Annotated in this window: 22 protein-coding genes; 16 read left to right on the top strand and 6 right to left on the bottom strand. The window is 66.9% G+C overall.

The genetic code is table 11. The annotated features are described in order from the left end of the window. Positions 1–2: 2 nt before the first annotated feature. Positions 3–851, bottom strand: coding sequence for a prephenate dehydratase (locus ABIE08_RS18930; RefSeq protein WP_354553395.1), 849 nt, complete (start codon positions 849–851; stop codon positions 3–5). A 32-nt stretch (positions 852–883) separates the two neighbouring features. After that, on the bottom strand, positions 884–1,642 hold the full coding sequence (locus ABIE08_RS18925; RefSeq protein WP_354553394.1) for a 3-deoxy-manno-octulosonate cytidylyltransferase: 759 nt from the start codon (positions 1,640–1,642) through the stop codon (positions 884–886). A gap of 185 nt (positions 1,643–1,827) precedes the next feature. Between ABIE08_RS18925 and ABIE08_RS18920 the strand changes: the two genes are divergently transcribed. The 7 genes from ABIE08_RS18920 (at position 1,828) to ABIE08_RS18890 (ending at position 11,487) form a co-directional block, all read left to right on the top strand. After that, complete coding sequence (locus tag ABIE08_RS18920) at positions 1,828–2,676, top strand: c-type cytochrome (RefSeq protein WP_354553393.1); 849 nt, start codon at positions 1,828–1,830, stop codon at positions 2,674–2,676. Positions 2,677–2,826: 150 nt separating this feature from the next. Further along, entirely contained in the window at positions 2,827–4,686 is a 1,860-nt protein-coding gene (locus tag ABIE08_RS18915) for an extracellular solute-binding protein (protein ID WP_354553392.1), read from the top strand. Then, positions 4,683–6,590, top strand: a complete 1,908-nt coding sequence (locus tag ABIE08_RS18910; protein ID WP_354553391.1) for an extracellular solute-binding protein — start codon at positions 4,683–4,685, stop codon at positions 6,588–6,590. The genes ABIE08_RS18915 and ABIE08_RS18910 overlap by 4 nt, the downstream gene beginning before the upstream one ends. A gap of 12 nt (positions 6,591–6,602) precedes the next feature. Continuing rightward, complete coding sequence (locus ABIE08_RS18905) at positions 6,603–7,715, top strand: microcin C ABC transporter permease YejB (protein ID WP_354553390.1); 1,113 nt, start codon at positions 6,603–6,605, stop codon at positions 7,713–7,715. Then, a complete protein-coding gene (locus tag ABIE08_RS18900) occupies positions 7,708–8,856 on the top strand; it encodes an ABC transporter permease (RefSeq protein WP_354553389.1) in 1,149 nt (382 codons plus the stop codon). The genes ABIE08_RS18905 and ABIE08_RS18900 overlap by 8 nt, the downstream gene beginning before the upstream one ends. Positions 8,857–8,872: 16 nt before the next feature. After that, positions 8,873–10,531: an ABC transporter ATP-binding protein gene (locus tag ABIE08_RS18895; RefSeq protein WP_354553388.1), complete on the top strand. Its 1,659-nt coding sequence runs from the start codon at positions 8,873–8,875 to the stop codon at positions 10,529–10,531. After that, positions 10,528–11,487: a 2-hydroxyacid dehydrogenase gene (locus tag ABIE08_RS18890; protein WP_354553387.1), complete on the top strand. Its 960-nt coding sequence runs from the start codon at positions 10,528–10,530 to the stop codon at positions 11,485–11,487. The genes ABIE08_RS18895 and ABIE08_RS18890 overlap by 4 nt, the downstream gene beginning before the upstream one ends. 24 nt (positions 11,488–11,511) lie before the next feature. On the opposite strand, the gene ABIE08_RS18885 is transcribed toward ABIE08_RS18890, so the two are convergent. The 4 genes from ABIE08_RS18885 to ABIE08_RS18870 all read right to left on the bottom strand — a co-directional run bounded on the left by ABIE08_RS18885 (position 11,512) and on the right by ABIE08_RS18870 (position 14,590). Beyond that, on the bottom strand, positions 11,512–11,697 hold the full coding sequence (locus ABIE08_RS18885; RefSeq protein WP_354553386.1) for a hypothetical protein: 186 nt from the start codon (positions 11,695–11,697) through the stop codon (positions 11,512–11,514). 155 nt (positions 11,698–11,852) lie between these two features. After that, entirely contained in the window at positions 11,853–12,725 is an 873-nt protein-coding gene (locus ABIE08_RS18880) for an NlpC/P60 family protein (RefSeq protein WP_354553385.1), read from the bottom strand. Beyond that, positions 12,722–13,072, bottom strand: a complete 351-nt coding sequence (locus ABIE08_RS18875; protein WP_354553384.1) for a MarR family winged helix-turn-helix transcriptional regulator — start codon at positions 13,070–13,072, stop codon at positions 12,722–12,724. Before ABIE08_RS18875 ends, ABIE08_RS18880 begins: the two co-directional genes overlap by 4 nt. A gap of 126 nt (positions 13,073–13,198) precedes the next feature. Then, positions 13,199–14,590: a leucyl aminopeptidase family protein gene (locus ABIE08_RS18870; protein WP_354553383.1), complete on the bottom strand. Its 1,392-nt coding sequence runs from the start codon at positions 14,588–14,590 to the stop codon at positions 13,199–13,201. A gap of 200 nt (positions 14,591–14,790) precedes the next feature. On the opposite strand from ABIE08_RS18870, the gene ABIE08_RS18865 reads away from it, so the two are divergent. From ABIE08_RS18865 to ABIE08_RS18825, 9 genes are all read left to right on the top strand, one after another. Continuing rightward, positions 14,791–16,359, top strand: coding sequence for an aromatic amino acid lyase (locus ABIE08_RS18865; protein WP_354553382.1), 1,569 nt, complete (start codon positions 14,791–14,793; stop codon positions 16,357–16,359). A gap of 65 nt (positions 16,360–16,424) precedes the next feature. Beyond that, complete coding sequence (osmF, locus tag ABIE08_RS18860) at positions 16,425–17,336, top strand: glycine betaine ABC transporter substrate-binding protein OsmF (protein ID WP_354553381.1); 912 nt, start codon at positions 16,425–16,427, stop codon at positions 17,334–17,336. 185 nt (positions 17,337–17,521) lie between these two features. Next, positions 17,522–18,673: an ABC transporter permease gene (locus tag ABIE08_RS18855; RefSeq protein WP_354553615.1), complete on the top strand. Its 1,152-nt coding sequence runs from the start codon at positions 17,522–17,524 to the stop codon at positions 18,671–18,673. Then, positions 18,670–19,608, top strand: a complete 939-nt coding sequence (locus ABIE08_RS18850; protein ID WP_354553380.1) for an ABC transporter ATP-binding protein — start codon at positions 18,670–18,672, stop codon at positions 19,606–19,608. Before ABIE08_RS18855 ends, ABIE08_RS18850 begins: the two co-directional genes overlap by 4 nt. Continuing rightward, positions 19,605–20,363 carry an ABC transporter permease gene (locus ABIE08_RS18845; RefSeq protein WP_354553379.1) on the top strand — a complete coding sequence of 253 codons (759 nt, stop codon included), beginning with the start codon at positions 19,605–19,607 and terminating at the stop codon, positions 20,361–20,363. The genes ABIE08_RS18850 and ABIE08_RS18845 overlap by 4 nt, the downstream gene beginning before the upstream one ends. Before the next feature lie 675 nt (positions 20,364–21,038). After that, the gene (locus tag ABIE08_RS18840; protein ID WP_354553378.1) at positions 21,039–22,412 is read left to right on the top strand and encodes a dihydroorotase; all 1,374 of its coding nucleotides are present in this window, start codon (positions 21,039–21,041) and stop codon (positions 22,410–22,412) included. Positions 22,413–22,419: 7 nt separating this feature from the next. Further along, positions 22,420–23,679 (top strand): Zn-dependent hydrolase, encoded by a 1,260-nt coding sequence (locus tag ABIE08_RS18835; protein WP_354553377.1) that lies wholly within the window; start codon positions 22,420–22,422, stop codon positions 23,677–23,679. An 11-nt stretch (positions 23,680–23,690) separates the two neighbouring features. Continuing rightward, a complete protein-coding gene (locus tag ABIE08_RS18830) occupies positions 23,691–24,824 on the top strand; it encodes a DUF917 domain-containing protein (protein WP_354553376.1) in 1,134 nt (377 codons plus the stop codon). Positions 24,825–24,961: 137 nt separating this feature from the next. Further along, positions 24,962–26,635, top strand: coding sequence for a urocanate hydratase (locus tag ABIE08_RS18825; RefSeq protein WP_354553375.1), 1,674 nt, complete (start codon positions 24,962–24,964; stop codon positions 26,633–26,635). The last annotated feature ends 95 nt before the right edge of the window (positions 26,636–26,730 follow it).

Here is a 26,730-nt window from a genome sequence, read left to right as displayed (position 1 = left end):
CGCTATTTCGGCTCGACGACGTCGGCGCGGAAGGTCGCGGCCGGATAGACGCCCAGGATCCGCATCTCGGCCGAGAAGAAGGCAAGTTCCTCCAGCGCGTGGGCGAGGCCGACATCCTGCGGATGGCCCTCGACATCGACATAGAATCGCGTCGCCGAGAAGCGGCCGTCGAGCTGGTAGCTCTCCAGCTTGGTCATGTTGATGCCGTTGGTGGCGAAGCCGCCCAGCGCCTTGTACAGCGCGGCCGGAATGTTGCGGACGCGGAAGACGAAGGTGGTGATGACCGGCCCGGCGCCGAAGGCCGCGTGTTGCGGCTCGCGCGACAGGATGACAAACCGCGTCGTGTTGTGGGCGGCGTCTTCGACGTTCTCGGCCAGGATGTCGAGGCCGTAGATCTCCGCGGCGAAGCGGGGAGCCAGGGCGGCGCGGGTGAGATCGTCGGTTTCCGAGATGATGCGGGCAGCCCCCGCCGTGTCGCCCGCGACCACGGCGCGATAGCCGTGTTCGCGCATGATGCGGCGGCACTGGCCGAGCGCATGGACATGGCTTTCCACCGTCTTGATCGTCTTGAGCGTCGCGCCTTTCACCGCCATCAGCTGGAAGCGAATCGGCAGGAAATACTCGCCGATGATGTGCAGGCCCGAATCCGGCAGCAGATGGTGGATATCGGCGACGCGGCCGGCGAGCGAGTTCTCGATCGGGATCATGGCGAGGTCGACGTCGCCGCGCGAGATCGCCTGGAAGCAATCCTCGAAGGTCGGGGCCGGCACGGCCTCATAGTCGGGATAGACGTCGGCGCAGGCGATATGGGAGTTGGCGCCAGGCTCGCCCTGGAACACGATCTTCTTCATGCGATTGAGACTTCTGTTCAAGATTGCCGGTTCTAGCGACCGGACCCGCGGGAGGCCGCCAGCAGGCTGCGCGCCCTTTCGAGATCGGCGGGAGTATCGACACCGAGCGGCACGGCGTCAACGAGCGCCACATCGATGCGCATTCCGGCTTCGAGCGCGCGCAGTTGCTCCAGCTTTTCGCGCTTTTCCAGCACCGAGGGCGGCAGCGCGACATAGCGGTCGAGCGCGGAACGGCGATAGGCGTAGAGCCCGATATGGTGCAGCAGCGGCCCCTCGCCCCAGGGCGCGGTCGCGCGGGTGAAATAGAGCGCCCGCAGGCGGTTCGCGTCGATCGGCGAGCCGACGATCTTGACCACGTTCGGGTTTGTGCGCTCCTCGTCGCGGTCGATCATCGCCGCGATGGTGGCGATGTCGACGGCCGAATCAGCGAGCGGCGCGAAGCAGGCCGCGATCGAGGCCGGCTCGATCGTCGGCAGGTCGCCTTGGACGTTGACGATGACGTCGTAATGCCGGGCCGAATCGACCAGGCTAGCCGCCTCATGAATGCGCGCCGAACCGTTCTCGTGGTCGGCGCGGGTGAGCACCGCCTCGCCGCCCGCGCCGCGCACGGCGGCCGCGATGTCGACGTCATCCGTCGCCACGACCACGGGTCCGATCTGCGCCTCGCTCGCCCGGCGCCAGACATGGACGATCATCGGAACGCCGTGAATATCGGCCAAAGGCTTGCCCGGCAGCCGCGTCGCCGCCATGCGGGCGGGGATAAGCACCAGGGCCTCGGAGGCGGAACGCATCAGGTTTTCCTCGATTATTGCCCGGCTCCGGGCATGTAGGTGTCAAAACGTCTCAATCTGGAAGCGTTCATACGTATTGCACCCAACACTGGAAAGCTTGTAGTTTCCGCGCCACATGCGGGGGAGATGGCGCCAAGGGGCAGCCGGTTCCCATAGCCTATTTGAAGCGCCTGGGGCCAAGACCGATGGATTCATTCGAACTTAATAAGATTCTCGGCGCGATCCTGTTCACGCTTCTGGTGGTGATGTCGCTGAGCATCTTCTCGGGAGTGATCTATTCGCCGGCCGTTCCGGAGAAGCCCGGCTTCGTCATCGAAGTGGCCGAGGAATCGTCCGAAGGTGGCGCGGCACCGGCAGTGGCGCAGGATCCGCCGATCGCCGTCCTGCTGGCCAGCGCCAAGGTCGATGCGGGCGAAGCCGTCGCCAAGAAGTGCGGCGCCTGCCACAACTTCGTCGAGGGCGCCGGCGCCAAGGTCGGCCCGGATCTCTACAATGTCGTCGACCGCGGCATCGGCTCCGTCGAGGGCTTCAAGTATTCCGCTCCGCTTCAGGCCGCGCATGACGAGGGCAAGAAGTGGACCTATGAGCACCTCTACCACTTCCTGAAGAACCCGAAGGCCGACATGCCGGGCACGGCGATGGGCTTTGCCGGCCTACCGAAGCCCGAGGATCGCGCCAACCTGATCGCCTATCTGCGGACGCTGGCGCATGAGCCGGTCCCGCTGCCGGCACCGGAATCCGCCGCTCCGGCCGAGGCGACCCCCGCCGAAGTGGCGCCGGCCCCGTCCGACGCGACGCCTTCGCCCGGTTCCGCTCCGTCCACCCCGGCTCCCACCGCCGAGCCTGCTCCGGCAGCCCCGGCCGCAGAGCCCGCCCCGGCCCCTGCCGCACCGGCTGCGGAGCCCGCTCCGGCAACGCCGGCACCGTCGGCCACGCCGACCGAGCCCCCTCCGGCAGCTCCGGCCACCGAGGCGCCGACGAAGGAGCCTGCCCCGGCTACCCCGGCTCCGGCCGAACAGCCCGCGGCGCCCTAAGGGCCTGCGCATCCTGCGACAATTTCGAAAGGCCGGAGATCACTCTCCGGCCTTTTTCTATTGCCAAGTCGGTTGCATGGGATCACGCGGCAGTTGCCCTTCGCGCGATCCGCCTTAGTAATGAGCGTAGTCAGCCGGAGAATCGCGCCCATGAAGTTCGTTGCCGCCGCCCTGCTCAGCCTGTCGCTCCTCGTGCCCGCGGCAGCCAGCGCGAAAGCGGACGAGGTCTGGCGCGCATCGACCTCCCTCATCGGCAAGCCGAAATACGAAGACGGCTTCAAGCATTACGACTACGTCAACCCGGACGCCCCGAAGGGCGGCACGCTCAACCAGGCGGCCGTCGGCACCTTTGACAGCCTCAATCCCTATATCGTCCAGGGCAGCCCGGCGGCGGGATTCGCGGCGTTTGGCGGCGGGCTGCTCTACGACACGCTGATGGAGCAGGCGACCGACCAGGCCGGCACCAATTATGGCCTGCTTGCCGAGGCGATCAGCTATCCCGACGATTTCGCCTGGGCCAAGTTTCGCCTGAACCCGAAGGCGCGCTGGCATGACGGCAAGCCGGTCACGCCGGAGGACGTCATCTGGTCGTACGAGACGCTGAAGGCCCAGAGCCCGATGTACAACAAGTACTACGCCAATGTGGTGAAGGCGGAGATCACGGGCGACCGGGAAGTGACCTTCACCTTCGACAAGCCGGGCAATCGCGAGCTGCCGAACATCATGGGCGACCTCGCCGTGCTGCCGAAGCACTGGTGGGAGGGCACTGACGCCAGCGGCAAGAAGCGCGACATCTCGAGGTCGACGCTGGAAGTTCCGCTGGGCTCCGGCGCCTATCAGATCGACTCCGTGGCTCCCGGCCGCCAGATCGTCTGGAAGCGCGTGCCGGATTATTGGGGCAAGGACCTGCCGACCCAGGTCGGCCGCAACAATTTCGATCGGATCAAGGTCGACTACTACCGGGATCCGAATGCCTCCTGGGAGGCCTTCAAGAAGGGTGGCCTCGACGATTACCGGCTGGAAAACCGCATCGGGCGCTGGATGACGGAGTATAATTTCGACGCCGTGAAGAGTGGCAAGGTGGTGCAGCGCTCGTTCCCGCTGGCCTCCTCGGGCCGCATGCAGGGCTATGTGCTCAACCAGCGCCGCGACAAGTTCCAGGATCCGCGCGTCCGCCAGGCGCTCAACTACGTCTTCGATTTCGAGACGATGAACCGGACCCTGTTCTTCGACAAATACAAGCGCATCGAGAGCTATTTCGCCGGCATCGACCTGGCCTCCAGTGGCCTGCCGGAAGGCAAGGAACTGGAGATCCTAGAGACGGTGCGCGACAAGGTCCCGCCAGAGGTCTTCACCACGCCGTTCAAGCTGCCGGTCAACGACACGCCGCAGGCATTCCGCGACAATCTTCGCAAGGCGCTGGTGCTGTTCCAGGAAGCCGGCTGGGAACTCAAGGGCAACAAGCTGGTCAATGCGAAGACGGGCCAGCCCTTCACCATCGAATTCCTGGAGAGCGATCCGTCGTTCGAGCGCGTGGTCGCGCCCTATATCCAGAACCTGAAGCGCATCGGCATCGACGCCACCCTGCGCGTCGTCGATACCGCGCAATATGTCGCCCGCGTCAATGATTTCGACTTCGACGTCGTCTCGACGGTGATCGCGCAATCGCATTCGCCCGGCAACGAGCAGCGCGAAATGTGGGGATCGGCCGCCGCGAAGACGCCCGGCAGCCGCAACCTGATGGGCATCCAGAACCCGGCCGTCGACGCACTGATCGACCGTGTCGTGTTTGCCACCAACCGCGACGACCTGGTCGCCGCCACCCATGCGCTCGATCGCGTGCTGCTCTGGAATTATTACGTCGTGCCGCAATGGTTCAGCGACACCATCAACGTCGCCTACTGGAACAAGTTCGGCATCCCGGAGAAGCAGCCCGAATATGTCGGCATCGACACCTATTCCTGGTGGGTCGATCCGGCCAAGGAAGCGGCCCTGGGGGCCAAGCCTTGAGCGAACGCCCTTCGCCCGAACCGCGCCGCTTGTCCTCGATCACGCGCCGTGCCCTGCTGGGCGGCGCGGCCGTCGGTGCCGCCCTGCCGATCCTCGGCCTGTCGCCGCTCCGCGCAGCCGCCGCCGAGGCGACCCGTTCGCACGGACTCTCCGTGTTCGGCGATCTCAAATATCCCGCTGATTTCAAGCGGTTCGACTATCTGAACCCGGCAGCGCCAAAGGGCGGCAGCTTCATCTTCGCCGCGCCGAACTGGTACTACAATCAGAACGCCTACACCTTCAACACGCTGAACGGCTACACCTTCCGGGGCGACGCGCCGCCGCGCATCGAGCTTTGCTTCGACACGCTGATGGCATCGGCATCCGATGAACCCGGCTCCGCCTACGGACTCATCGCCGAAAGCGTCACCATCTCGGAAGATCGCAACACCTATGCGTTCCGCCTGCGCGACGGCGTCAAATTCAACGATGGCTCGGCGCTGACGGCAGACGATGTCGTCTTCTCGCTGCAGACGCTGAAGGAAAAGGGCCATCCCGACATCTCGCAATCGATCCGCGAGATGGTTTCGGTGACGGCCGAAGGCCCGCGCGACGTCACGATCGTGTTTTCCGGCAAGCAGAACCGCAAGGTGCCGCTGATCGTCGCCTCGACGCTGCCGATCTTCTCAAAGGCCTATTTCGCCGGCCGCGATTTCGAAGCCTCCACCATGGACCCGCCGCTTGGCTCCGGGCCCTACCGCGTCGGCAAGATCAGCGCGGGACGCTCGATCGAATATCAGCGCGTCGCCGATTATTGGGGCAAGGACCTGCCGGTCACCGCCGGCGCCTTCAACTTCGACCGCATCCAGGTCGAATTCTACCAGGATGACGAGGTGCAGTTTCAGGCCTTCGCCAAGGGCGAATTGCTGTTCCGCGAGGAACCCTCGTCCAAGACATGGGCGACGGGCTATGACTTCCCGGCCGCCCGTGATGGCCGCGTCCAGAAGCCATCCTTCGCGGCCGAACGCCGGCCGGACATGTATGGCTGGTTCTTCAATCTGCGCCGCGCCAAGTTCGCCGATCCGCGCACCCGCCAGGCCATCGGCATGGCGCTCGATTTTCCCTGGACCAACAAGAACCTTTTCTTCGGGCTTTACGTTCGCTCGACGTCGTTCTTCGAGATGTCGGATTTCGCCGCTTCCGGCCTGCCGGGCGCGGAAGAACTGGCGCTTCTCGAGCCATACCGCGACCAGTTGCCGGCCGAAGTTTTCGGCACGGCGGTGATGCCGCCCGAGGCCGATGGCAGCGGGCGCGACCGCAAGCTGCTGCGGCAGGCGACGACCCTGCTGGCCGACGCCGGCTGGAAGCGGCAGGGCAATGACCTGGTCAACGCCGACGGCGAACGGCTGACGCTGGAATTCCTGATCCAGTCGCAGGCCTTTGAACGCGTCCTGTCGCCGCTGATCGCCAATCTGAAGGCGATCGGCATCAACAGCTCGATGCGCATGGTCGACGCCGCACAGTATCAGAGCCGCAAGAACGCATTCGATTTCGACGTCATGGCGCAGCGGATCATGTTCGACGCCACGCCGATCGATGGCATCGAGCAGATCTTCGGGTCGGTGGCCGCCGATATTCCCAGCGGCTCCAACCTGGCGGGGCTGAAGAATCCCGTTGTCGACGCGTTGGTAGCCCAGGCCGCGAACGTCAGGGACCGCGCCGAACTGGTGACATTGATGCGCGCACTGGACCGCGTGCTCCGATCCCTGCATATCTGGTTTCCGGCCTGGCTTTCGACGGCGCATCGCGTCGCCATCTGGGATAAGTTCGGCTGGCCGGAGACAAAGCCCGACTATGGCTTTTCCCCGGAAACGACATGGTGGCAGGACGAGGCCAAGGCGATCGCCATCGGCAAAGCCGGCTAGGGCGGGAGACAGATGGCAGCCTATATTTTCCGACGCATTCTGCTGATGATTCCGACGATCTTCGGCATCATGGCGATCAGTTTCATCATCGTGCAGTTCGCGCCCGGCGGCCCGGTCGAGCGCGTCATCGCGCAGTTGCAGGGCAACGACGTTTCGGCGACCAGCCGGATCGGCGGCGGAGGTGGCGCCGATGCCGGCATGGGCGGTCAGGACCGGACGCTCGGGAGCGCACCCGTCTCATCCAAATATCGCGGCGCGCAGGGCCTTGATCCGGAGTTCATCGCCAAGCTCGAGAAGCAGTTCGGCTTCGACAAGCCGCCGCTGGAACGCTTCGGCCTGATGCTCTGGAATTACATCCGCTTCGATTTCGGGCAGAGCTATTTCCGAGACATCAGCGTGCTGGAGTTGATCAAGGAGAAGATGCCGGTCTCGATCTCGCTCGGGCTTTGGATGACGCTGATCTCCTATGGCATCTCGATCCCGCTCGGCGTCGCCAAGGCAGTGCGCGACGGCGCCCGCTTCGACGTCTGGACCTCGGCGGTGATCGTGGTCGGCTATGCGATTCCGGGCTTCCTGTTCGCGATCCTGCTGGTCGTGCTGTTCGCCGGCGGCAGTTTCTTCGACTGGTTCCCGCTACGTGGCCTGACCTCGGACAATTTCGCCAGCCTGTCGCTCGGCGGCAAGATCGTCGACTATTTCTGGCACATCACGCTGCCGATCATCGCCATGTCGCTGTCGGCCTTCGCGACGACGACGCTGCTGACCAAGAATTCGTTCCTGGACGAGATCCGCAAGCAATATGTCGTCACTGCCCGCGCCAAGGGCCTTTCGGAGCGCAAGGTCCTCTACGGCCATGTGTTCCGCAACGCGATGCTGATTGTCATCGCCGGCTTCCCCGGGGCCTTCATCTCGGCCTTCTTCGCCGGGTCGCTGCTGATCGAGACGATCTTCTCGCTGGACGGGCTCGGCCTGCTCGGCTTCGAATCCGTCATCAACCGCGACTATCCGGTGGTGTTCGCGACCCTGTTCATCTTCTCGCTGATGGGCCTGGTGATCGGCCTGCTCTCCGACTTGACCTACACCTGGATCGATCCGCGCATCGATTTCGAACGGCGGGATGTCTGACGTGACCGATGTCTCCATCCAAGCCCGCGAGATCGAGCCGCGCCGGCTGGCGCTGTCGCCGCTCAACCTTCGCCGCTGGCGCAATTTCAAGGCGCATCGGCGCGGATACTGGTCGCTGTGGCTGTTCCTGGCGCTGTTCGGGCTGACGCTCGCTTCCAACTTCATCGCCAATGACCGGCCGCTAATCGCCTCCTACAAGGGCGAATTGCTGCTGCCGGTGTTTGCCGATTATCCGGAGGAGAAATTCGGCGGGTTCCTGGCGACGACCAATTTCCGCGATCCCTTCATCCAGGAAGAGATCAACGCCAATGGCTGGATGATCTGGCCGCCGATCCGCTACTCGTTCGACACCGTCAACAACGACATGGCGACCCCGGCGCCGGCCCCGCCCTGGTGGATGATCCCCAAGGAAGATCGCTGCCGCGCCTATCCGCTCGGCGACGCCGACCCCAATTGCACGCTGGGCAATTTCAACTGGATGGGCACGGACGACCAGGGCCGCGACGTGGTTTCGCGCCTCCTCTATGGCGTGCGCCTGTCGGTGCTGTTCGGTCTGGTACTGACGGTCGTCTCCTCGGCCATCGGCATTCTCGCCGGCGCCGTGCAGGGCTATTTCGGCGGCTGGCTCGACCTGATCTTCCAGCGCTTCATCGACATCTGGACCTCGCTGCCCGAGCTCTACATCCTGCTGATCATGGCCTCGATCCTGGTGCCGAGCTTCTGGGTGCTGCTCGGCATCCTGCTGCTGTTCTCCTGGGTGCGGCTGGTCGGATTGGTGCGCGCCGAATTCCTGCGCGCGCGAAACTTCGAATATGTCCGCGCGGCGCGGGCGCTGGGCGTCAAGAACCGCACCATCATCGTCCGCCACGTCCTGCCCAATGCCATGGTGGCGACGCTGACCTTCCTGCCCTTCATCCTGAACGGCTCGATCACGACGCTGACCTCGCTCGATTTCCTCGGCTTCGGCCTGCCGCCCGGCTCGCCGTCGCTTGGCGAACTCCTGGCGCAGGGCAAGAACAACCTGCAGGCGCCATGGCTCGGGCTGACCGGCTTCGTCGTCATCTCGGTGATCCTGAGCCTGCTGGTGTTCATCGGCGAGGCCGTGCGCGACGCATTCGACCCCAGAAAGACGTTCGGCTGACAGGATGGACAAGACCATGACAGCCGAGACAGGCAGCACCGCATCGGGCAAGCCCCCGCTTCTCGCCATCGAGGACCTTTCCGTCCACTTCCTGCAGGGGGAGACGCGCACGGTCGCCGTCGACCGGATCTCGTTTACCGTCGGGCGCGGCGAGACCGTCGCCCTGGTCGGCGAATCCGGCTCCGGCAAGTCGGTGACGGCGCTCTCCGTACTGAAGCTGCTGCCCTACCCCTCGGCCGAGCATCCGACCGGCAAGATCCTGTTCGAGGGCAAGGACCTCCTGACGGTCAGCGACCGCGAACTGCGCAAGGTTCGCGGCAACGACGTCACGATGATCTTCCAGGAGCCGATGAGCTCGCTCAATCCGCTGCATACGATCTCGCAGCAGATCGGCGAGATCCTCAAGATCCATCGCGGCCTCTCCGGCAAGGCGGCCGAGAAGCGCATTCTCGAGCTGCTGGCCGAGGTCGGCATCCGCGATGCCGAGAAGCGTCTTAACGCCTATCCGCACCAGCTTTCGGGCGGCCAGAGGCAGCGCGTCATGATCGCCATGGCGCTCGCCAACGAGCCGGACCTGCTGATCGCCGACGAGCCGACCACGGCGCTCGACGTCACTGTGCAGGCGCAGATCCTGAAGCTGCTCAAGGAAATCCAGACCCGCACCGGCATGGCGCTGCTGTTCATCACCCATGACCTCGGCATCGTGCGCAAGATCGCCGACCGGGTCTGCGTCATGACCAAGGGCAAGATCGTCGAACAGGGGCCGACCAAGGAACTCTTCGACCACCCGCAGCACAGCTATACCAAGCACCTGCTGGCGGCCGAACCCAAGGGCGCCCCGCCGCCGGCCGACGAGACGGCGCCCGTGGTAATAGAGGCGCATGACCTCAAGGTCTGGTTCCCGATCAAGCGCGGCATTTTCCGGCGCACGGTCGACAACATCAAGGCGGTCGACGGCATCGACGTCGCCGTCCGGCGCGGCCAGACGCTGGGCGTGGTGGGCGAATCCGGCTCCGGCAAGACGACGCTCGGCCTCGCCATGATGCGGCTGATCAGTTCCAAGGGCGCGATCGACTTCAAGGGCGAGCGCATCGACGGTCGCGGCTTCCAGGCGATGCGGCCCTTGCGCCGGCACATGCAGATCGTGTTCCAGGACCCGTTCGGCTCCTTGAGCCCGCGCATGTCGGTCGGCGAGATCGTCGCCGAGGGGCTGCGCGTGCACGAGCCGCAGCTTTCCTTCCGCGAGCGCGAACGAAAAGTGGCGCAGGGGCTGGAGGAAGTCGGCCTCGACCCGGCCACCCGCCACCGCTATCCGCATGAATTCTCCGGCGGCCAGCGCCAGCGCATCGCCATTGCCCGCGCGATGGTGCTGGAGCCGCAATTCGTCATGCTCGATGAGCCGACTTCGGCCCTCGACATGTCGGTGCAGGCGCAGGTCGTCGACCTGCTGCGCGACCTGCAGAAGCGGCATGGCCTCGCCTATCTGTTCATCAGCCACGATTTGAAGGTGGTGCGGGCGCTGGCCAACGAGGTCGTCGTCATGCGCGGCGGCAAGGTGGTCGAGCGCGGCACGTCGGAACAGATCTTCACCGCGCCCGAGACCGACTATACCCGCGCCCTGATCGCAGCCGCCTTCTCGATCGAGACGGCCCCGGAAGGCATCGTTTCGCAATGACCGAGAAGACCGTTCTGCCCGGCGTCCTGATCGCCTCGGGCAATTGGGCGCCCGAGCCATGGGCACTCCCGTTCACCAGCGAGCCGGATCGGCCTCTGGCCATCTGGCCGGACGTGCCGGACCGCAAGGCGATCCATTATGTGCTGGCCTGGCGTCCGCCGTCCGAGGCCTTCACCAATCTGCCGAACCTCAAGGCCGTGTTCTCGCTCGGCGCCGGCGTCGACCATGTCGTCGGCAATGCCGCGCTGCCCGACGTGCCGATCGTGCGCGTCGTCGACCCGGACCTGACCACCCGCATGACCGAATGGGTGACGCTGCAGGTGCTGCTGCACCACCGCCAGCATCTCGCCTATGCGCGCCAGCAGGCGGCGCATCAATGGCGCGAACTCCGCCAGCCGGTCGCCAACGACGTGCGCGTCGGCATCATGGGCCTTGGCGAACTTGGCCGCGACGCAGCCGCTGTGCTCGCCCGCCTCGGCTTCCAGGTCGCCGGCTGGAGCCGCTCGGCCAAGTCCATCCCGGACATCGAGACCTTCCATGGCGAGGACGGGCTGACGGCGTTTCTCGGCCGCACCGACATTCTCGTCGCGCTCGTGCCGCTGACGGCGGATACGCGCGGCATTCTTGACGCCTCGGTGTTCGACCGGCTCGCCAGGAATGGCGCGCTGGGCGGGGCGGTGCTGATCAATGGCGGTCGTGGCGGGCTTCAGGTCGAGGCCGACATTTTGGCGGCACTCGACGACGGCCGGCTGATCGGCGCCAGCCTCGACGTGTTCGAACCGGAGCCACTGGGCCCCGACAGCCCGTTCTGGGATCACCCACGCGTCGTGCTGACGCCCCATGTCGCGGCCTCGAGCGAGGCCAGCGTGCTGGCCGACAGCATCCACCGCCAGATCCTCGATTTCGAGGCGGGAAAGCCGCTGGCCAATCTGGTGGATGTTTCCCGCGGCTACTGACGCATTTGCGCCGCAGGCTTGCGGCTAACCGTGCTGGCTGAGCCCCTCATAGGCCGGAGCCCGCACCGGCGCCGGGGCGCGTTGCGCGTTGGCGCGCGCCTCATCGGAGGCCAGCCGCAGCAGATAGGCGAGATCGTGCATCTCGTGCTGCTTGGCCAGATTGCTCAGTTGATCAGACAATTCTTCAATGTATTGCGCGGTGGCCTGCATCTTGTTCCTCCTGTCACGCCATAAACGGCGCGCTTGGTGCGAAGGACGCTCGCTGCGCCACATCCCGCCCCTTGGCTGACAGACTAAGCAGGATGATCAGGGGCGACATACCTCAAATGGGGTAAGCAGGCGGCTTGCACGCCGATCCGATCGGCTCATCCAAACGACGGCCGCCGGACCGCCGTGACCAGAGATCCGGCCTTCTCATAGCGGGCGAGCGCGTCCTTCAAGGGCTCGGAGACCACGGCCATATGGAAACCGCTCGCGTGCAGCAGCGTGTCGGGGTCGCGCAGGATGCCGACATGGCCTTTCCAGAAGACCAGGTCGCCGCGGCGCAGCGTGCCTGCGATGTTGCCGTCGACGGGAGAGCCGACCGCCTGCTCCTGCTGGTCGGTATCGCGCGGCACGGGCAGGCCTGCCGCCGCCAGCGACAATTGCACCAGAGCGGAACAATCGAGGCCGAGGCTGGTCCGGCCGCCCCAGAGATAGGGCGTCTCGAGAAAGCGTTCGGCCACGGCGACGAAATCCGGCTCCGCGGCCTCTTCCAGCGCGGCCACATGTCGGGCGACGACAGCGCCGCTGAAATCTGCCAGCCACAAAAACCGGGTCCCGCGTGTCTCGGCCGCCTGGCCAAGCGCCAGCCGGCTACCGAGGGACAGCGCGGCCACGGGCGGGAACTTCATGTCGGCGGCGGGATAGACGAAGGTCCGGAGCGCCGTGACACGGTGGGTCGGCGCGGGATCGACAGGGCCCAGCGCATCGGAAGCGACAAAGCCGACATAGGAATCCGTCTCGGCCTGGATCCAGGCCCAGCCTTCGGCCGTCTCCTCGAACACGCGGACCCGTTCGCCGCGAAGCGCCTCGCTGTCGATCATCGCGTCGGAGCGGGGCGCGCGGCGGATCGGGGTCGAGCCGACCGCGATGCGTCGAAGCGCGCCCTCGACGAAGCGCGAAGCCTCGACCTGGCCCTGAAGCCTGCTGTCGGCGAGATCGGGCCGATAGGCATTTGCGCGAACATCCAGCGTCAAAACGGCAATTCCCTATGCCGGGCGATGACGAGATCGCCCAATCGTTCGACGGCAAGGGCGCCGGCGACGGTCCGTTGAATCACGACATTGCGGCGGTCTTTGGCATCGCGGTGCCGGCTGACCAGGCCGAGCCGTCCCATCGTATCGAGCGCCCGCGTGATCGCCGGCTTGGTGACGCCGAGCTTGGCGGCTAGCCCGCGCACCGTATGCGGCGGCATTTCGAGATACACGGTCAGGAGCACGGCCATCTGGCGTGCCGAGAGGTCGTGCTCGCCGTCGCGGACGAGATCGAGCGTGACATCATGCCAGAGGCGAAGCGCCTGCGTTGGACGCAGTTCGGCAGGCATGAACGGCTCCCCTGACACATCCGCGATCGTTTCGGACCCGTTCTATTTAAGCGTCGCGCTGCGATGGCCACAAGGCCTGATCGCAGCGCGGGCTCCGATTGTATCGATCGCTGTCGTCGAGCCGCGCTATTCGGCGGCGAAACGTTCCTGGATCAACGAGAACAGCGCACGGATGGCCTGCGCCTCGCCGCCTTCCGGCTTGCCGGGCTTGCCCGAGGGGTTCCAGGCATAGATGTCGCCGTGAATCCAGGGGATCGACTTGGGAACGAAACGATCGAGGAAAAGCGCCGCCGTGATCGCCCCGGCAAAGCCGCCGGCGCCGGCATTGTTGATGTCGGCGATCTTGGAATCGATCATCGACTCGTAGGGTGCCCAGAGCGGCAGGCGCCAGAGCGGATCCAGATGCAGCGCGGCATGGCGCGCGAGATCCGCTGCCAGCGTGTCGTCATGGGTGAAGATCGCCGGCAGTTCGGGTCCGAGCGCCACGCGCGCCGCGCCGGTCAGCGTCGCCAGGTCGATCAGCAGGGCCGGATTCTCCTCGGCGGCGACGGCCAGCGCATCGGCGAGGATCAGGCGACCCTCGGCATCGGTATTGCCGATCTCGACCGTGACGCCGCCGCGCGAGCGCAACACGTCGCCGGGACGGAAGGCGGGGCCGGAGATGGCGTTTTCAACCGTGGGAACCAGCAGGCGCAGCCGCACGGGCAGCTTCGCCTCCATGATCATGTGCGCCAGCCCCATCGTGTTGGCGGCGCCGCCCATGTCCTTCTTCATCAGCAGCATGCCGCTCGACGGCTTGATGTCGAGGCCGCCGGTGTCAAAAGTGACGCCCTTGCCGACCAGCGTGACCTTCGGATGCGAGGGATCACCCCAGACCAGGTCGACCAGTCGCGGCTGGCGATCGCCATCGGCGGCGCGGCCCACGGCGTGGATCATCGGCAGATTGGCGGAAAGCAGATCCGCGCCGACGATCTCGCTGACCTTGGCGCCGAAGCGCGCGCCGAGGTCGTGGATCGCGGCGGAAAGCTCGGCCGGGCCGAGATCGCTCGCCGGCGTGTTGATGAGATCGCGCACCATGGCGATAGCCCGCGCCATGCTGCGGGCCCGCGACGGGTCCGCGCCCTTCGGCACGACCAGCCGCGGGATCGGCGAAGGATTGCTCTTGTAGCGCTCGAAGCGGTAATTGCCGAGCGCCCAGCCGACCGCGCCCAGCATCGGGTCCGGCAGGTCGGTGACGAAATGATAGTCGCCCTGCGGCAGGATCATCGGCAGCTTACCGGTGATCAGCGGCGCGGCGCGGCGGCTTTCCGCGCGCCCCAGCCCGAACAACACCCGGCCGATGACGCCGCGCGTGTCGGCGATGATTGTCACGGCGCCGGCCGATGCATCGAAGCCGGTCGAGCGCGCCCAGGCGGCCTCGACGTCGCCGATGGACGCCAGCAGGGCCTCCAACCCTTCGGGATCCACTGCATGAATCGGAATAGCGACGTCGGAACGGTCGATCAGGCTGTCGCTCACTTCAATCATCCTTGCCTTGCTGGCCTCGATTCGAAATCGGCGCAGATCATGGCCCCGGCGCGCCGACGGATCAATTGCGCCGCGATGACGCTGCTTATTGCCAAGATCATGCCAAACCATTTGCGGATGATGGCTGACCTGCCGACAATTTGAGCTAAGCTGGGCAGGGGCTCCGTTCCGGCCATCCCGCGAAGGATATCATGCCAGCTGCTGTCGAAGTGATGCTTGACGATCGGACGGCCTCGCCGCGCGAAACCGTAATCCTCGATGGCTCCCCCCTGCGTCTGTCGACGCTGTCGCTGATAGGCCGCGGCCTGCTGCATGTGGTGCCGTGCGAGGTGCGACTGGTCGAGGTCGCGAAGGCCTATGAGGCGGTGCGCGGCGCGGTCGAGGGCGGGCGGCAACTCTATGGCGTGACGACGGGCGTCGGCGCCATCAAGGATCGGTCGATCGCCCTAGCCGCCTCGGCCGATCGCACCGATCTGGTCCGCGCCCATCACTTCGGCGTCGGCGAGCCGCTGCCGCCGGAGATCGTTCGCGCCGGCATCGCGATCCGCGTCAACACGGCGCTTTCCGGCATGGTCGGCTGCAGCCCCGAGCTGGTCCGCGCCTATGTTGCGGCGCTCGACGCCGACATCGTGCCGGTCGTGCGCCGGCTCGGCTCGATCGGCGCCGCCGATATCGGGCTGATGAGCCAGGTCGCAACCGCGCTGGCGGGCGAGGGCCAGGTCTTCCATCGCGGGGTGCTGAAATCCGCCGAGGAAGCGCTGCGCGAAGCCGGCCTGACGCCCCTGGTCTTCCGGCTGAAGGACGCCCTTTCCGCCGTCAGCACCAACGCGCTGACGGTCGCCAGCGCCGGCGCGACGCTGATCGAGGCCGCGCAGCTGATCCGCGTCGCCATGGCGACCGGTTCCAGCGCCGCCGCTGCGCTGCGCGCCTCGCCCGAGCCCTGGCGCGTGGCGACGCGCATCGGCTCGCCGCGCGAGGCGGCGGCCGGAACCGTGCTGATGGCGGTGGCGGACGCCTTTCCCTGGGCGCCGGCCACCCATCTGCACGACCCGCTCAGCCTGCGCATGATGGCGCAGATCTTCGGCGCCTCGGCCGGGGTCGTCGCCTTCGCGGCCGCCAGCGTCGAGGCCGCCACGGCGCGGCCGGACGACAATCCCGTCGTCATCGACGGCATCCCGATGACGTCGGGCGGGTCGCTGCCGCTGGAACTGGCGCTGACGTTGCAATCCGTCGGGCCGGGGCTGGCGCATCTCGCCCGCAATATCCTCAACCGCATCATCCTGATCGCCAATGGCGGGCGCGGCGTGCTGCCGGCCAATCTCGTCTCGGAGGCGACGGACGCCACCGGCTTCGGGCCGCTGGTCAAGCTGGCGGGCGACCTCGCCAGCCGCGTCATGGCCGATCTGGCCCCGGTTTCCGCCATGCCGCTGCTGATCGCGGGCGGCATGGAGGACGAGGCGATGTTCGCGCCGCTGATCGTCGAGCGCCTCAACCGGCAGATCGCCTCGCTGAAGATGCTGACGGCGATCGAGGCGCTTCTGGCCGCCCAGGGGCTCGACATGCAGGGCCTGAAACCAGCCGGGCTGGTCGGCATGGTCTATGATTCCGTCCGCTCCGAAGTTGCCTTCCTGGAGAAGGATCGTGCGCTTTCACTCGATATCGAGACCATCGAACGCAACCTTTTTCAGCCTGCGCTCTTGGAGACAGTCAGAAATTTCTACGAATCCATCACAACGGATGAGCTCATTTTCTCGCGTTGACGCGCGCGGAACCCTAAGAAGTACGATGCTCGCCCAGACCCACCGACAGTAGAGGAACTTCCGCAATGAAAGCTCTGAAGACCATCGCGGCAGCGGCCGCGATCCTCGCCTCGATCGGCGGGGCGCACGCAGCCGATGTCGTCGTTTCCTCGAAGATCGATACCGAGGGCACGCTGCTCGGCAACGTCATCGCCCAGGTGCTCGAGGCGAACGGGATCACGGTCGAGGACCGCATCTCGCTCGGCGGCACGCCCGTGGTGCGCAAGGCGATCACGGCCGGCGAGATCGACATCTATCCGGAATACACTGGCAATGCCGCCTTCTTCTTCAACAAGGCGGACGATCCGCTCTGGAAGGATGCGGCCAAGGGCTTCGAGACCGCGAAGACGCTCGACTATGACGCCAACAAGATCGTCTGGCTGTCGCCCTCGCCCGCCAACAACACTTGGGCGATCGGCCTGCGCGGCGACGTCGCCGAGGGTAACAAGCTGAAATCGCTGAGCGATTTCGGCAAGTGGGTCGCCGGTGGCGGCAAGGTGAAGCTGGCCGGCTCGGCCGAGTTCGTCAATTCGGCCGCCGCCCTCCCCGCCTTCCAGACCGCCTATGGCTTCTCGCTGAAGCCCGAGCAGCTGCTGGTTCTCTCCGGCGGCGACACCTCGGCGACGATCAAGGCCGCGGCCGAGCAGACCGACGGCGTCAACGCCGCGATGGTCTATGGCACGGACGGCGCCATCCAGGCGGCCGGCCTGGTCGTGCTGGACGACGACAAGGCCGTGCAGCCGGTCTATGCCCCGGCGCCAATCATCCGCGAGGAAGTGCTGAAGAAGTTCCCGAAGATCGAGGAAGTGCTGAAGCCGGTCTTCGCCTCGCTCGATCTCAAGACCCTGCAGGAACTGAACGGCCGCATCCAGGTCGGCGGAGAGCCGGCCAAGGAAGTCGCCAAGGCCTATCTGGCCCAGAAGGGCTTCGTGAAATAAGCGCCCAAGCGCGCTTCACGTGAAACCCGGACGGCGTGGAACACGCGCCGTCCGGCCCCTGTTAACAGCCTCCCGCCTGTTAGCTTCCCGTTAACCTTGCGGTACGCCGATTTGCCCTTAAGCTCTTGCGCAACGAGAGGGAGCCATCCGGCGTGACGGAAGCCAGCCAGACCGCAGCCCAGCCCCTGACCGCGCGCCTCGACCGCGTCGGCATCGTCGTCGCTGTGATCGCGATCTTCGGCATGGACTGGCAATCCTTCGCGACACTGAAACCCAACCGCCTGATCTCCGGCCAGGGCCTCAGCCTCGCCCAGTCGCTGCCGACCCTGTGGGCGGCGATCGGCATCGGCCTGCTGTCGATCGCCACCATCGTGGCGGTGCTGCGCACCGGCGCGCTGCTGCGGCTTGCGGTGGGCATCGGGTCGCTGCTGCTGCTGGCCGTGCTGATCGGCATCGTGCCGGCGACGGTCGTGCCGCCCGACAACAGCTATGCCCGGGTGTCCCCCGCCGCCGGCTTCTGGCTGATGGCCTTCGCCTTCGCCGTGCTCACCACCGACGCCATCGCCAAGCTGCAACTGGGGCCGCTGGCGCGGCTCGCCATGCTGGCGGGGGCCGCGATCGCGGTCGCCCTGATCCTCGGCTCCGGCCATTGGGACGGACTGTCGATCCTGAAGGAATACGCCACCAACGCGCAAAAGTTCTGGCGCGAGGGGGCGAAGCACATCGAGCTGGCGCTGGGCTCGCTCGCCGCCGCCGTCGTCATCGGCCTGCCGCTCGGCATCGCCTGCCACCGCAACGCGACGCTGCGCGGCATCACGCTGCCGGTCCTCAACATCATCCAGACCGTGCCCTCCATGGCGATGTACGGGCTGATGATCGTGCCGCTCGGCCTGCTCGCCGCCTGGTCGCCGCTCGCCGCCTCGCTCGGCATCCGCGGCATCGGCACGGCCCCGGCGCTGATCGCGCTGTTCCTCTATTCGCTGCTGCCGGTCGTGGCCAACACCGTGGTCGGCCTCGGCGAGGTGCGCCGCTCGGTCGTCGAGGCGGCCGAGGGGATGGGCATGACCAAGTTGCAACGCCTGTTCCAGGTGGAGTTGCCGCTGGCCCTTCCCGTCATCCTCACCGGCATCCGCATCGTGCTGGTGCAGAATATCGGCCTCGTCACCATCGCCGCCCTGATCGGCGGCGGCGGCTTCGGCACCTTCGTGTTCCAGGGCATCGGCCAGGCCGCCACCGACCTCGTCCTGCTCGGCGCGGTTCCCACCATCGCGCTCGCCTTCACCGCCGCCATCCTTCTCGATGCGGCCATCGAGCTTTCCGAAAGGCGCCGGCTTTGATCGAACTCGAACATGTCAGCCGCCGCTTCGGCGACCAGCTCGCCGTCGACGACGTCTCCTTCTCCGTCGAGCGCGGCACCATCACCGTCATCGTCGGCACCTCCGGCTCCGGCAAGTCGACGACGCTCCGGATGATCAACCGGCTGATCGAGCCTTCCGCCGGCACGATCCGCATCGACGGCAAGGACACGGCCTCCGTCTCCGGCGAGGAACTGCGCCGCGGCATCGGCTATGTCATCCAGGGCAACGGCCTGTTCCCGCACTGGACGGTGGCGCGCAACATCGCCACCGTGCCGACCCTGCTCGGCTGGGATGCCGCCCGCATCGCCAAGCGGGTCGACGAGCTGCTGACCCTGTTCAGCATGAGGCCGGAAGAGTTCGCCCAGAAATTCCCGCACCAGCTTTCCGGCGGCGAGCAGCAGCGCGTCGGCGTCGCCCGGGCGCTGGCGGCCGAGCCCGGCCTGCTGCTGATGGACGAGCCGTTTGGCGCGCTCGACCCGATCATCCGCGCCAAGGCGCAGGAAGACCTGCTCGCCGTGCAGCAGCGCCTCGGCATCACCGTCGTGCTGGTGACGCATGACATGGAGGAAGCGATCCATCTCGGCCACAGGATCGCGGTCATGGATGGCGGCAAGCTGCTGCAATATGCGCCGCCGGCGGAAATCCTGGCGCGGCCTGCGCATGGCTTCGTCGAAAAGCTGGTGAATGGCGTCGACCGGCCGTTCCGGCTGCTGTCGCTCGCGCCCGTCTCGTCGATCGTCGAGCCCGGCACGGCCGAGGGCCCGCCGATCGCCGCGACCGCCACGCTGCGCGATGCCTTGTCCGAGCTGCTCTGGCACCAGCGCGACGCGCTGCCGGTGGCGAGCGCGGACGGCACGCTGGTCGGCCGCATCTCGCTCGCGGCGCTGCGCGCCCATGCCGGTGTGCCCGCGTGAGCCGCATCATCGGACCCCTGGCGCGCCTCGCGGCGCTGGCGCTGCTGCTCGCCCTCATCCTCCGGCCCGACTGGTTCGTGCCGATCCTGAAGCCGTTCACCGAGAACGACGCGCCGGTGATCTACAACCAGGGCAGCCTGCTGAGCCTGACGCTCTATCACCTCGGCCTTGTCGCCATCGCCAGCCTGATCGGCACGGCGCTGGCGCTGGTCATGGGCGTGTTCGTGACGCGCAAGGTCGGCGCCGAATTCCTGCCGCTGTCGCGCAGCCTGGTCAATATCGGCCAGACCTTCCCGCCTGTCGCGGTGCTGGCGCTGGCCGTACCGGTGGTCGGCTTCGGGTTGAAGCCGACCCTGATCGCGCTGGTGCTCTACGGCCTGCTGCCGATCTTCGAGAACACCATCACCGGCCTCAAGGAAGTGCCCGCGAATGTCGTCGAGGCGGCGCGCGGCATGGGCCTCAACCCGACGCAGCAACTGTTTCGCGTCGAGCTGCCCTTGGCGCTTCCCGTGATCCTCGCCGGCATAAGGCTGTCGGTCGTCATCAACATGGGCACGGCGACGATCGGCTCGACGGTCGCGGCCAAGGGCCTTGGCGAGGTGATCATCGCCGGGCTTCTTACCTCCAACACCTCGTTCATCCTCCAGGGCGGCATCATCGTCGCGCTGCTGGCGGTGCTGATCTATGACGCGCTGTCGATCGTCGAGCGCCGGGTCGCGAAGCGGACGGGGCGGCTGGCGGAGGTCGCGGCGTGAGGGTGTCTGCGGGCAACGTCGTCGCGCGGAAGCGCGGTGCGTCCTTCGAGACGCGGCCTCCCGGCCGCTCCTCAGGATGTTGAAGTTGGGCGCCTGAGGGCTGCCGGGTGATCTGCCCCCGCCTCGCTCGGTCGTCATCCCAGCTCCGGCGTCACCCACGCTCCGTCGTCATCCCGGCGAAGGCCGGGATCCAGGAGCACCGGCCTTGGACCCATTATTGGGACCGAGGTTATAGGCCCCGGCCTTCGCCGGGGCGACGGCCTGATGTGACCCATCCTACGTAGGCAACCCCCTCACCCTGCCCTCTCCCGCATGGCAAGCGCCCCTCCCCGAAAGCGCCATGCGCTTTCGACCCTCCCTCGAGGGGAGGGTTCAAGCGGAGCGCGGTCCGCCGAAGCGCCATCGGAATCCGTCGGCAGAGCTTTGGCGGCGCGGCGGGCCTCCTGAACCCTCCCCTTGAGGGAGGGTCAAAACCGGCCTGCCGGTTTTGGGGAGGGGGAAGCCTTGCTCAGCCAGCCGGTAACCTCATCATCAGCTCAGCCCGCACGCTGAAGAAGCGGCCCGAACGCAAATCGGCCTTCCCATTTCGTCGGCAAAGCCGTCAACATGGCGACGAGGGTGCGTCGCGGGTGTGCCGAGTCGCAATCTCCCTTCCCGACAACCGCCGGTGATGCCATGAGCGATTTCGATCTCGTCCTATCCGGAACCGTCGTCACGGCCGACCGCGTCATCGAGGGCGGGTTCGTCGCGGTGCGCGACGGGAAGATCGCCATGGTCGGCCAGGGCGAGGCACCCTTGGCGCGAGAGAAACACGCGCTCGGCAAGGCGCTGATCCTGCCGGGCGCGATCGACGCGCAGGTGCATTCGCTGAGCCAGAGGGACCAGGAGGATTTCATCTGGTCGACCCGTTCGGCAGCGGCCGGCGGCGTCACCACCATCGTCGACATGCCCTATGACGAGGGCAACCTCGTCTGCTCGGCGGCGGCTGTGCAGAGGAAGCTCGACCATGCCGGGCCGCAGGCGCGCGTCGATTTCGCGCTCTATGGCACGATCGACCCGGAGGAAGGCACGGTGCGCATCCGCGAAATGGCGGCGGCCGGCGTCGCGGCATTCAAGTTCTCCACCTTCGGAACCGATGCCAAGCGGTTTCCCCGCATTCCCCCGGCCCTGCTGGCGGAATGCTTCGCCGCGATCGCGCCGACCGGGCTGTCCGCCGGCGTGCACAACGAGATCCACGAGGCCGTCGACGCGCATATGGCGCGGGTGCGCGCCTCCGGCATCACCGACTGGCGGGCGCATGGCCTGTCGCGGCCGCCGATCACCGAACTGCTGGCTGATGTCGAGATATTCGAGACCGGAGCGCTGACCGGGTGTCCGGCGCATGTGGTGCATTCGTCGCTGGCGCGCGGCGCCGAACTCGCGGCCCGCTACCGCGCCGAGGGCCATGCCGCCTCCGTCGAGGTCTGCATCCACTATCTGACGCTGGACGAGGAGCACGATGTCTGCCGGCTCGGCGGCAAGGCCAAGATCAACCCGCCGATCCGGTCGCGCGCCGAGGTCGAGGCGCTGTGGCGGCAAGTGGCGCTGGGCCATGTCGACCTCGTTTCGACCGATCACGTCTCCTGGTCGGAAGACCGCAAGACCAAGCCCGCCATGCTGGACAACGCCTCCGGCGTGCCGGGGCTGGAGGTCATGCTGCCGCTCTTCGTCAAGGGCGCGCTGGAACGCGGCATCCCGCTCACCTCTGCGGCGCGGCTGATGGCCCGGAACCCGGCCCGGCATTTCCGCATCGCCGACCAGAAGGGCGCGCTGGAGATCGGGAAGGATGCCGACATCGCCGTGCTGACGCATGAGCCGGCGCTCTATGATGCGGTGGCGAGTGGGCATAATGTAGTGGGCTGGAGTCCGTATCACGGCATGACGCTCCCCTGGCGGGTGAGCGGCACGTTCCTGCGCGGAATCCAGGTCTTTGACGGGCGCGCTGTGCTGGCCGAACCTGGTTCGGGCCGGTTCGTGCGTCCGCCCCTCACCCTGCCGATCGAGACCTGATCCCTCCATGCGCAACAACCTGCCGATCGACGAGACCCAGCTCTGGGACGATCTGATGGCGCTCGCCGAACTGACCGATCCCGGCCGGCCCTGGACCCGGCGCGCCTTCACGCCGATGTTTCTCGAAGGCCGCGCCTTCGTCGCCCGGCGCATGCAGGAGGCCGGGCTCGCCATCCGCCTCGACGCGGCCGGCAACCTGATCGGCCGGCGCGAGGGCCGCTTTCCCGACCACAAGACCATCGTCATCGGCTCGCATAGCGACACGGTGCCGGATGGCGGCCGCTTCGACGGCACGGCCGGCGTCATGGCCGGCATCGCGGTCGCCCGCAGCCTGCAGCAGGACGGCGCCGAGCTCGACCACCCGTTCGAGGTGATCGACTGCCTGGCGGAAGAGGTCTCGATCTTCGGCCTTTCCTGCATCGGCAGCCGCGCCGTCGCCGGGCTGCTGACGCCCGAGCAGCTGGAACGGCCGGAGCCCGATACCGGCGAGGTGCTGCGCGACGCGATCGACCGCATGGGCGGCGACGTCGCCTATCTCGCCGAGGCGCGGCGCGACGATATCGCCGCCTATCTGGAACTGCATATCGAGCAGGGGCCGATCCTCCAGGACGAGCGCTGCGACATCGGCATCGTCACGGCGATCTCCGGCATCACGCGGCTCGAGATCGTCATCGAGGGCCGCGCCGACCATGCCGGCACGACGCCGATGAACCTGCGCCAGGACGCGCTGGCGGGGGCCGCCGCCGCCGTGTCGGTCATTGCCAAGGATGCGAGCCGCCGCGCCAAGGCGGGGCACGGCCATTTCGTCGCCACGGTCGGCGAATTCCGCGTCGAGCCCAACGCCGCCAATGTCGTACCGAGCCGGGTGACGCTGCTGGTCGATGCGCGCGCCGAGGAGCGCAGCTTCATGGAAGGCTTCGTCGCCGAATTGCGGCCGCTGATCCTGCGCGCCATGTCCGGCACGGGAGCGCGGATCACCGAATTCCGCGCCATTTCGGACAACCGCCCAGCGCTTTCCGATCCGCTGCTGCTCGACGTGCTGGAGCAATCGACCGAGGCGCTGGGGCTGGCACCACGCCGCATGGCCTCGGGCGCCGGCCACGACATGGCCTGGTTCTCGCGCATCGCCCCCTCGGCTATGATCTTCGTTCCCTGCAAGGATGGCCGCAGCCACACGCCGGAAGAATGGTCGGAGCCGGGCGAGATCGCCGCCGGCGCCGCCGTGCTGCTCGACGCCGTGCTGCGCCTCGATACCCTGCTCGCCTGAAGGAGAACCGCATGGGCCGCATCCTGACCGAGAAAGACGTCGAACCCGCCGTGCGCGGCGGCTCGGTCTATGCGGCCGGGGGCGGCGGCTGGGCCGACCATGGCCGCATGCTGGGGCTCGCGGCCGTACGGATCGGCAAGCCGGAACTGGTCACGGTCGACGAGCTCGACAAAAATGACTGGGTCGCGACCGCCGCCGCGATCGGCGCGCCGGCCGGCACCACCGCCTGGGAAATGCAGGGCGTCGACTATGTCCACGCCGTGCGGCTGCTGCAGGAAGCGCTGGGCGAGCCGCTGGCGGCGCTGATGGTCGGCCAGAACGGCCGTTCCTCGACGCTGAACGGCTGGCTGCCCTCCGCCATTCTCGGCACCAAGGTGCTCGACGCCGTCGGCGATATCCGCGCGCATCCGACCGGCGACATGGGCTCGATCGGGCTTGCCGCCTCGCCCGAGCCGATGATCCAGACGGCGGTCGGCGGCAACCGGGCCGACAACCGCTATATCGAGCTGGTGGTGCGCGGCGCGACCGCCAAGGTGTCGCCGATCCTGCGCACGGCCTCCGACATGTCGGGTGGCTTCATCGCCTCGGCGCGCAATCCGGTGCATGCAAGCTATGTGCGGAAGAACGCGGCGCTGGGCGGCATCTCGATGGCGCTGGCGCTCGGCGAGGCGATCGTCGCGGCCGATGGCAAGGGGGCCGGCAAGGGCAGCGGCACCGCCGTCATCGACGCGATCTGCAAGGTGACCGGCGGCCATATCGCGGTTTCTGGCCGTATCGCCCGCAAGGACGTGGTCTACACCAACGCCGCCTTCGACATCGGCACGGTGGTGATCGGCGCCGGCGACAAGGCGACGACGCTGCATGTGATGAACGAATATATGGCGATCGACGATGCCGGCGGCACCCGCCTCGCCACCTTCCCGGATGTCATCACCACACTGGACAAGGATGGCGAGCCGCTCTCTGTCGGGCAATTGCATGTCGGCATGACGGTGCATGTGCTGCATGTGCCCAAGGCGATCATCCCGCTTTCGGCCGGCGTGCTCGACCCCTCGGTCTATCCGCCGGTGGAAGCCGCGATGGGCATCGAGCTCGCGCGCTATGTGTTTGAGGACGCACCGAAGAAGAAGCGGAAGAAAAAATAGCGGCGGGCTGCGAGGCTCGCTGCGCGCGCATCTCGGCCTGATGGGGGCTGGTGCGGCACCCGTCCTGTCCATCATGCTGAGGCGCCGCCCGCAGGGCGGCCTCGAAGCACGCATTACCGACCCGCGAGGCGCTTTCCATGCCGAATCCCCGCTATCCCGTCACCTCGGGAACGACGCTGCGCTGCAAGGGCTGGCGGCAGGAGGGCCTGCTGCGGCTGCTCGAAAACGTGCTCTCGGTTGGCGAGGACCCGGACAGCCTGATCGTCTATGCGGCGCTCGGCAAGGCGGCGCGCAACTGGGCGGCGCATGACGCCATCGTCCAGGCGCTGAAGACGATGGACGAGGATGAGACGCTGATCGTCCAGTCCGGCAAGCCGATCGGCCTCTTGAAGACGCAGGTGCAGGCGCCGATCGTCATCATGGCGAACTGCAACATCGTCGGCCAGTGGGCCAAGGCGGAGTATTTCTACGAGCTGGAGCGCAACGGCCTGATCTGCTGGGGCGGGCTGACGGCCGGCGCCTGGCAATATATCGGCAGCCAGGGCGTCATCCAGGGCACCTACGAGATCTTCATGCGCATCGCCGAGAAGCATTTCGGCGGCGATCTCGCCGGACGCTTCATCCTGACCGCCGGCCTCGGCGGCATGGGCGGGTCGCAGCCCTTGGCCGGCCGCATGGCCAACGCCGCGATCCTCACCGTCGATGTCGATCCCGAGCGGGCAGAAAAGCGCAAGGCGATCGGCTATGTCGAGGAGATCGCGCCCGACCTCGACACCGCCTTGCAGCGCATTGCGCACGCCCGCCACCATCGCGAGCCGCTCTCCATCGCGCTGGTCGGCAACGCGGCCGAGATCTATCCCGAAATTTTTCGACGCGGCATCGTGCCTGACATCGTCACCGACCAGACCTCGGCGCATGACCTCGTCTATGGCTATGTGCCGGCGGGGATCTCGCTCGCCGAGGTCCGGGCATTGCGGCAGAGCGATCCGGCGAAACTGATGGCGCTGTCGCGCGCCTCGATCGTTCCCCATGTGCGCGCCATGCTCGATTTCCAGAAGCATGGCTCGGTGGTGTTCGACAACGGCAACCTGATCCGCACCCAGGCACGCGAAGCCGGCGTCGCAAACGCCTTCGACATCCCGATCTTCACCGAGGCCTATCTGCGGCCGCTGTTCGCCCGCGCCATCGGCCCGTTCAGGTGGATGGCGCTTTCCAACGATCCCGACGACATAAGCCGCATCGACGACCTCGTGCTGCAGCGCTTTCCCGACAACGCCATCGTCACCAACTGGATAAGGCTGGCGCGCGACAACGTGCCGTTCGAGGGCCTGCCGGCACGGATCGCCTGGCTCGGCCATGGCGCGCGCACCGAACTGGCGCTCGCCGTCAACGACCTGGTGGCGGCGGGCGCGCTCTCCGGGCCGATCGCCTTTTCCCGCGATCACCTCGATGCCGGGGCGATGGCGCATCCGAACATCATGACGGAGAACATGCGCGACGGGTCGGATGCGATCGCCGACTGGCCCTTGCTCGACGCGATGACGCTCTCGGCCTCCGGCGCCGATCTCGTCACGGTGCATTCGGGCGGCGGCGGCTATGCCGGCTACATGACCTCGGCGGGCGTGACGCTGGTCGCCGATGGCACGCCCGCCGCGGGCGAGCGCCTGGCGCGGGCGCTTACCAACGACACCTCGCTCGGCGTGATGCGCTATGCCGACGCCGGCTATGAGGACGCGCTAGACGAGGCAGCGGTCAAGGGCATCCGCCGGTTCGACGTGCCCTCGGAGAAGGTGGTGCGGCGGGGAGGTTGAGCCGCACATAGGGGGCCGCCCCCCTTGTGCCCCCGGATTAGTGTCCTCGTTGCGCATGCGCAACAGCCAGGGTGCTGCGCGAAGGCTAAGAAGGA

Source organism: Kaistia defluvii (genome assembly GCF_040548815.1).
Taxonomy (GTDB): domain Bacteria; phylum Pseudomonadota; class Alphaproteobacteria; order Rhizobiales; family Kaistiaceae; genus Kaistia; species Kaistia defluvii_A.
Note: the sequence above shows the minus strand (reverse complement) of the source record. Positions and strands in the feature narration are given on the sequence as shown.

Excerpts from the sequence above, each read along its gene's own strand:
- ABIE08_RS18915 (WP_354553392.1), top strand. The coding sequence starts at position 2,827 with ATGAAGTTCGTTGCCGCCGCCCTGCTCAGCCTGTCGCTCCTCGTGCCC.
- ABIE08_RS18835 (WP_354553377.1), top strand. The coding sequence starts at position 22,420 with ATGCGCAACAACCTGCCGATCGACGAGACCCAGCTCTGGGACGATCTG.
- ABIE08_RS18840 (WP_354553378.1), top strand. The coding sequence starts at position 21,039 with ATGAGCGATTTCGATCTCGTCCTATCCGGAACCGTCGTCACGGCCGAC.
- ABIE08_RS18875 (WP_354553384.1), bottom strand. The coding sequence starts at position 13,072 with ATGCCTGCCGAACTGCGTCCAACGCAGGCGCTTCGCCTCTGGCATGAT.
- ABIE08_RS18890 (WP_354553387.1), top strand. The coding sequence starts at position 10,528 with ATGACCGAGAAGACCGTTCTGCCCGGCGTCCTGATCGCCTCGGGCAAT.
- ABIE08_RS18905 (WP_354553390.1), top strand. The coding sequence starts at position 6,603 with ATGGCAGCCTATATTTTCCGACGCATTCTGCTGATGATTCCGACGATC.
- ABIE08_RS18930 (WP_354553395.1), bottom strand. The coding sequence starts at position 851 with ATGAAGAAGATCGTGTTCCAGGGCGAGCCTGGCGCCAACTCCCATATC.
- ABIE08_RS18895 (WP_354553388.1), top strand. The coding sequence starts at position 8,873 with ATGACAGCCGAGACAGGCAGCACCGCATCGGGCAAGCCCCCGCTTCTC.
- ABIE08_RS18920 (WP_354553393.1), top strand. The coding sequence starts at position 1,828 with ATGGATTCATTCGAACTTAATAAGATTCTCGGCGCGATCCTGTTCACG.
- ABIE08_RS18925 (WP_354553394.1), bottom strand. The coding sequence starts at position 1,642 with ATGCGTTCCGCCTCCGAGGCCCTGGTGCTTATCCCCGCCCGCATGGCG.
- ABIE08_RS18825 (WP_354553375.1), top strand. The coding sequence starts at position 24,962 with ATGCCGAATCCCCGCTATCCCGTCACCTCGGGAACGACGCTGCGCTGC.
- ABIE08_RS18865 (WP_354553382.1), top strand. The coding sequence starts at position 14,791 with ATGCCAGCTGCTGTCGAAGTGATGCTTGACGATCGGACGGCCTCGCCG.
- ABIE08_RS18900 (WP_354553389.1), top strand. The coding sequence starts at position 7,708 with ATGTCTGACGTGACCGATGTCTCCATCCAAGCCCGCGAGATCGAGCCG.
- osmF (WP_354553381.1), top strand. The coding sequence starts at position 16,425 with ATGAAAGCTCTGAAGACCATCGCGGCAGCGGCCGCGATCCTCGCCTCG.
- ABIE08_RS18830 (WP_354553376.1), top strand. The coding sequence starts at position 23,691 with ATGGGCCGCATCCTGACCGAGAAAGACGTCGAACCCGCCGTGCGCGGC.
- ABIE08_RS18885 (WP_354553386.1), bottom strand. The coding sequence starts at position 11,697 with ATGCAGGCCACCGCGCAATACATTGAAGAATTGTCTGATCAACTGAGC.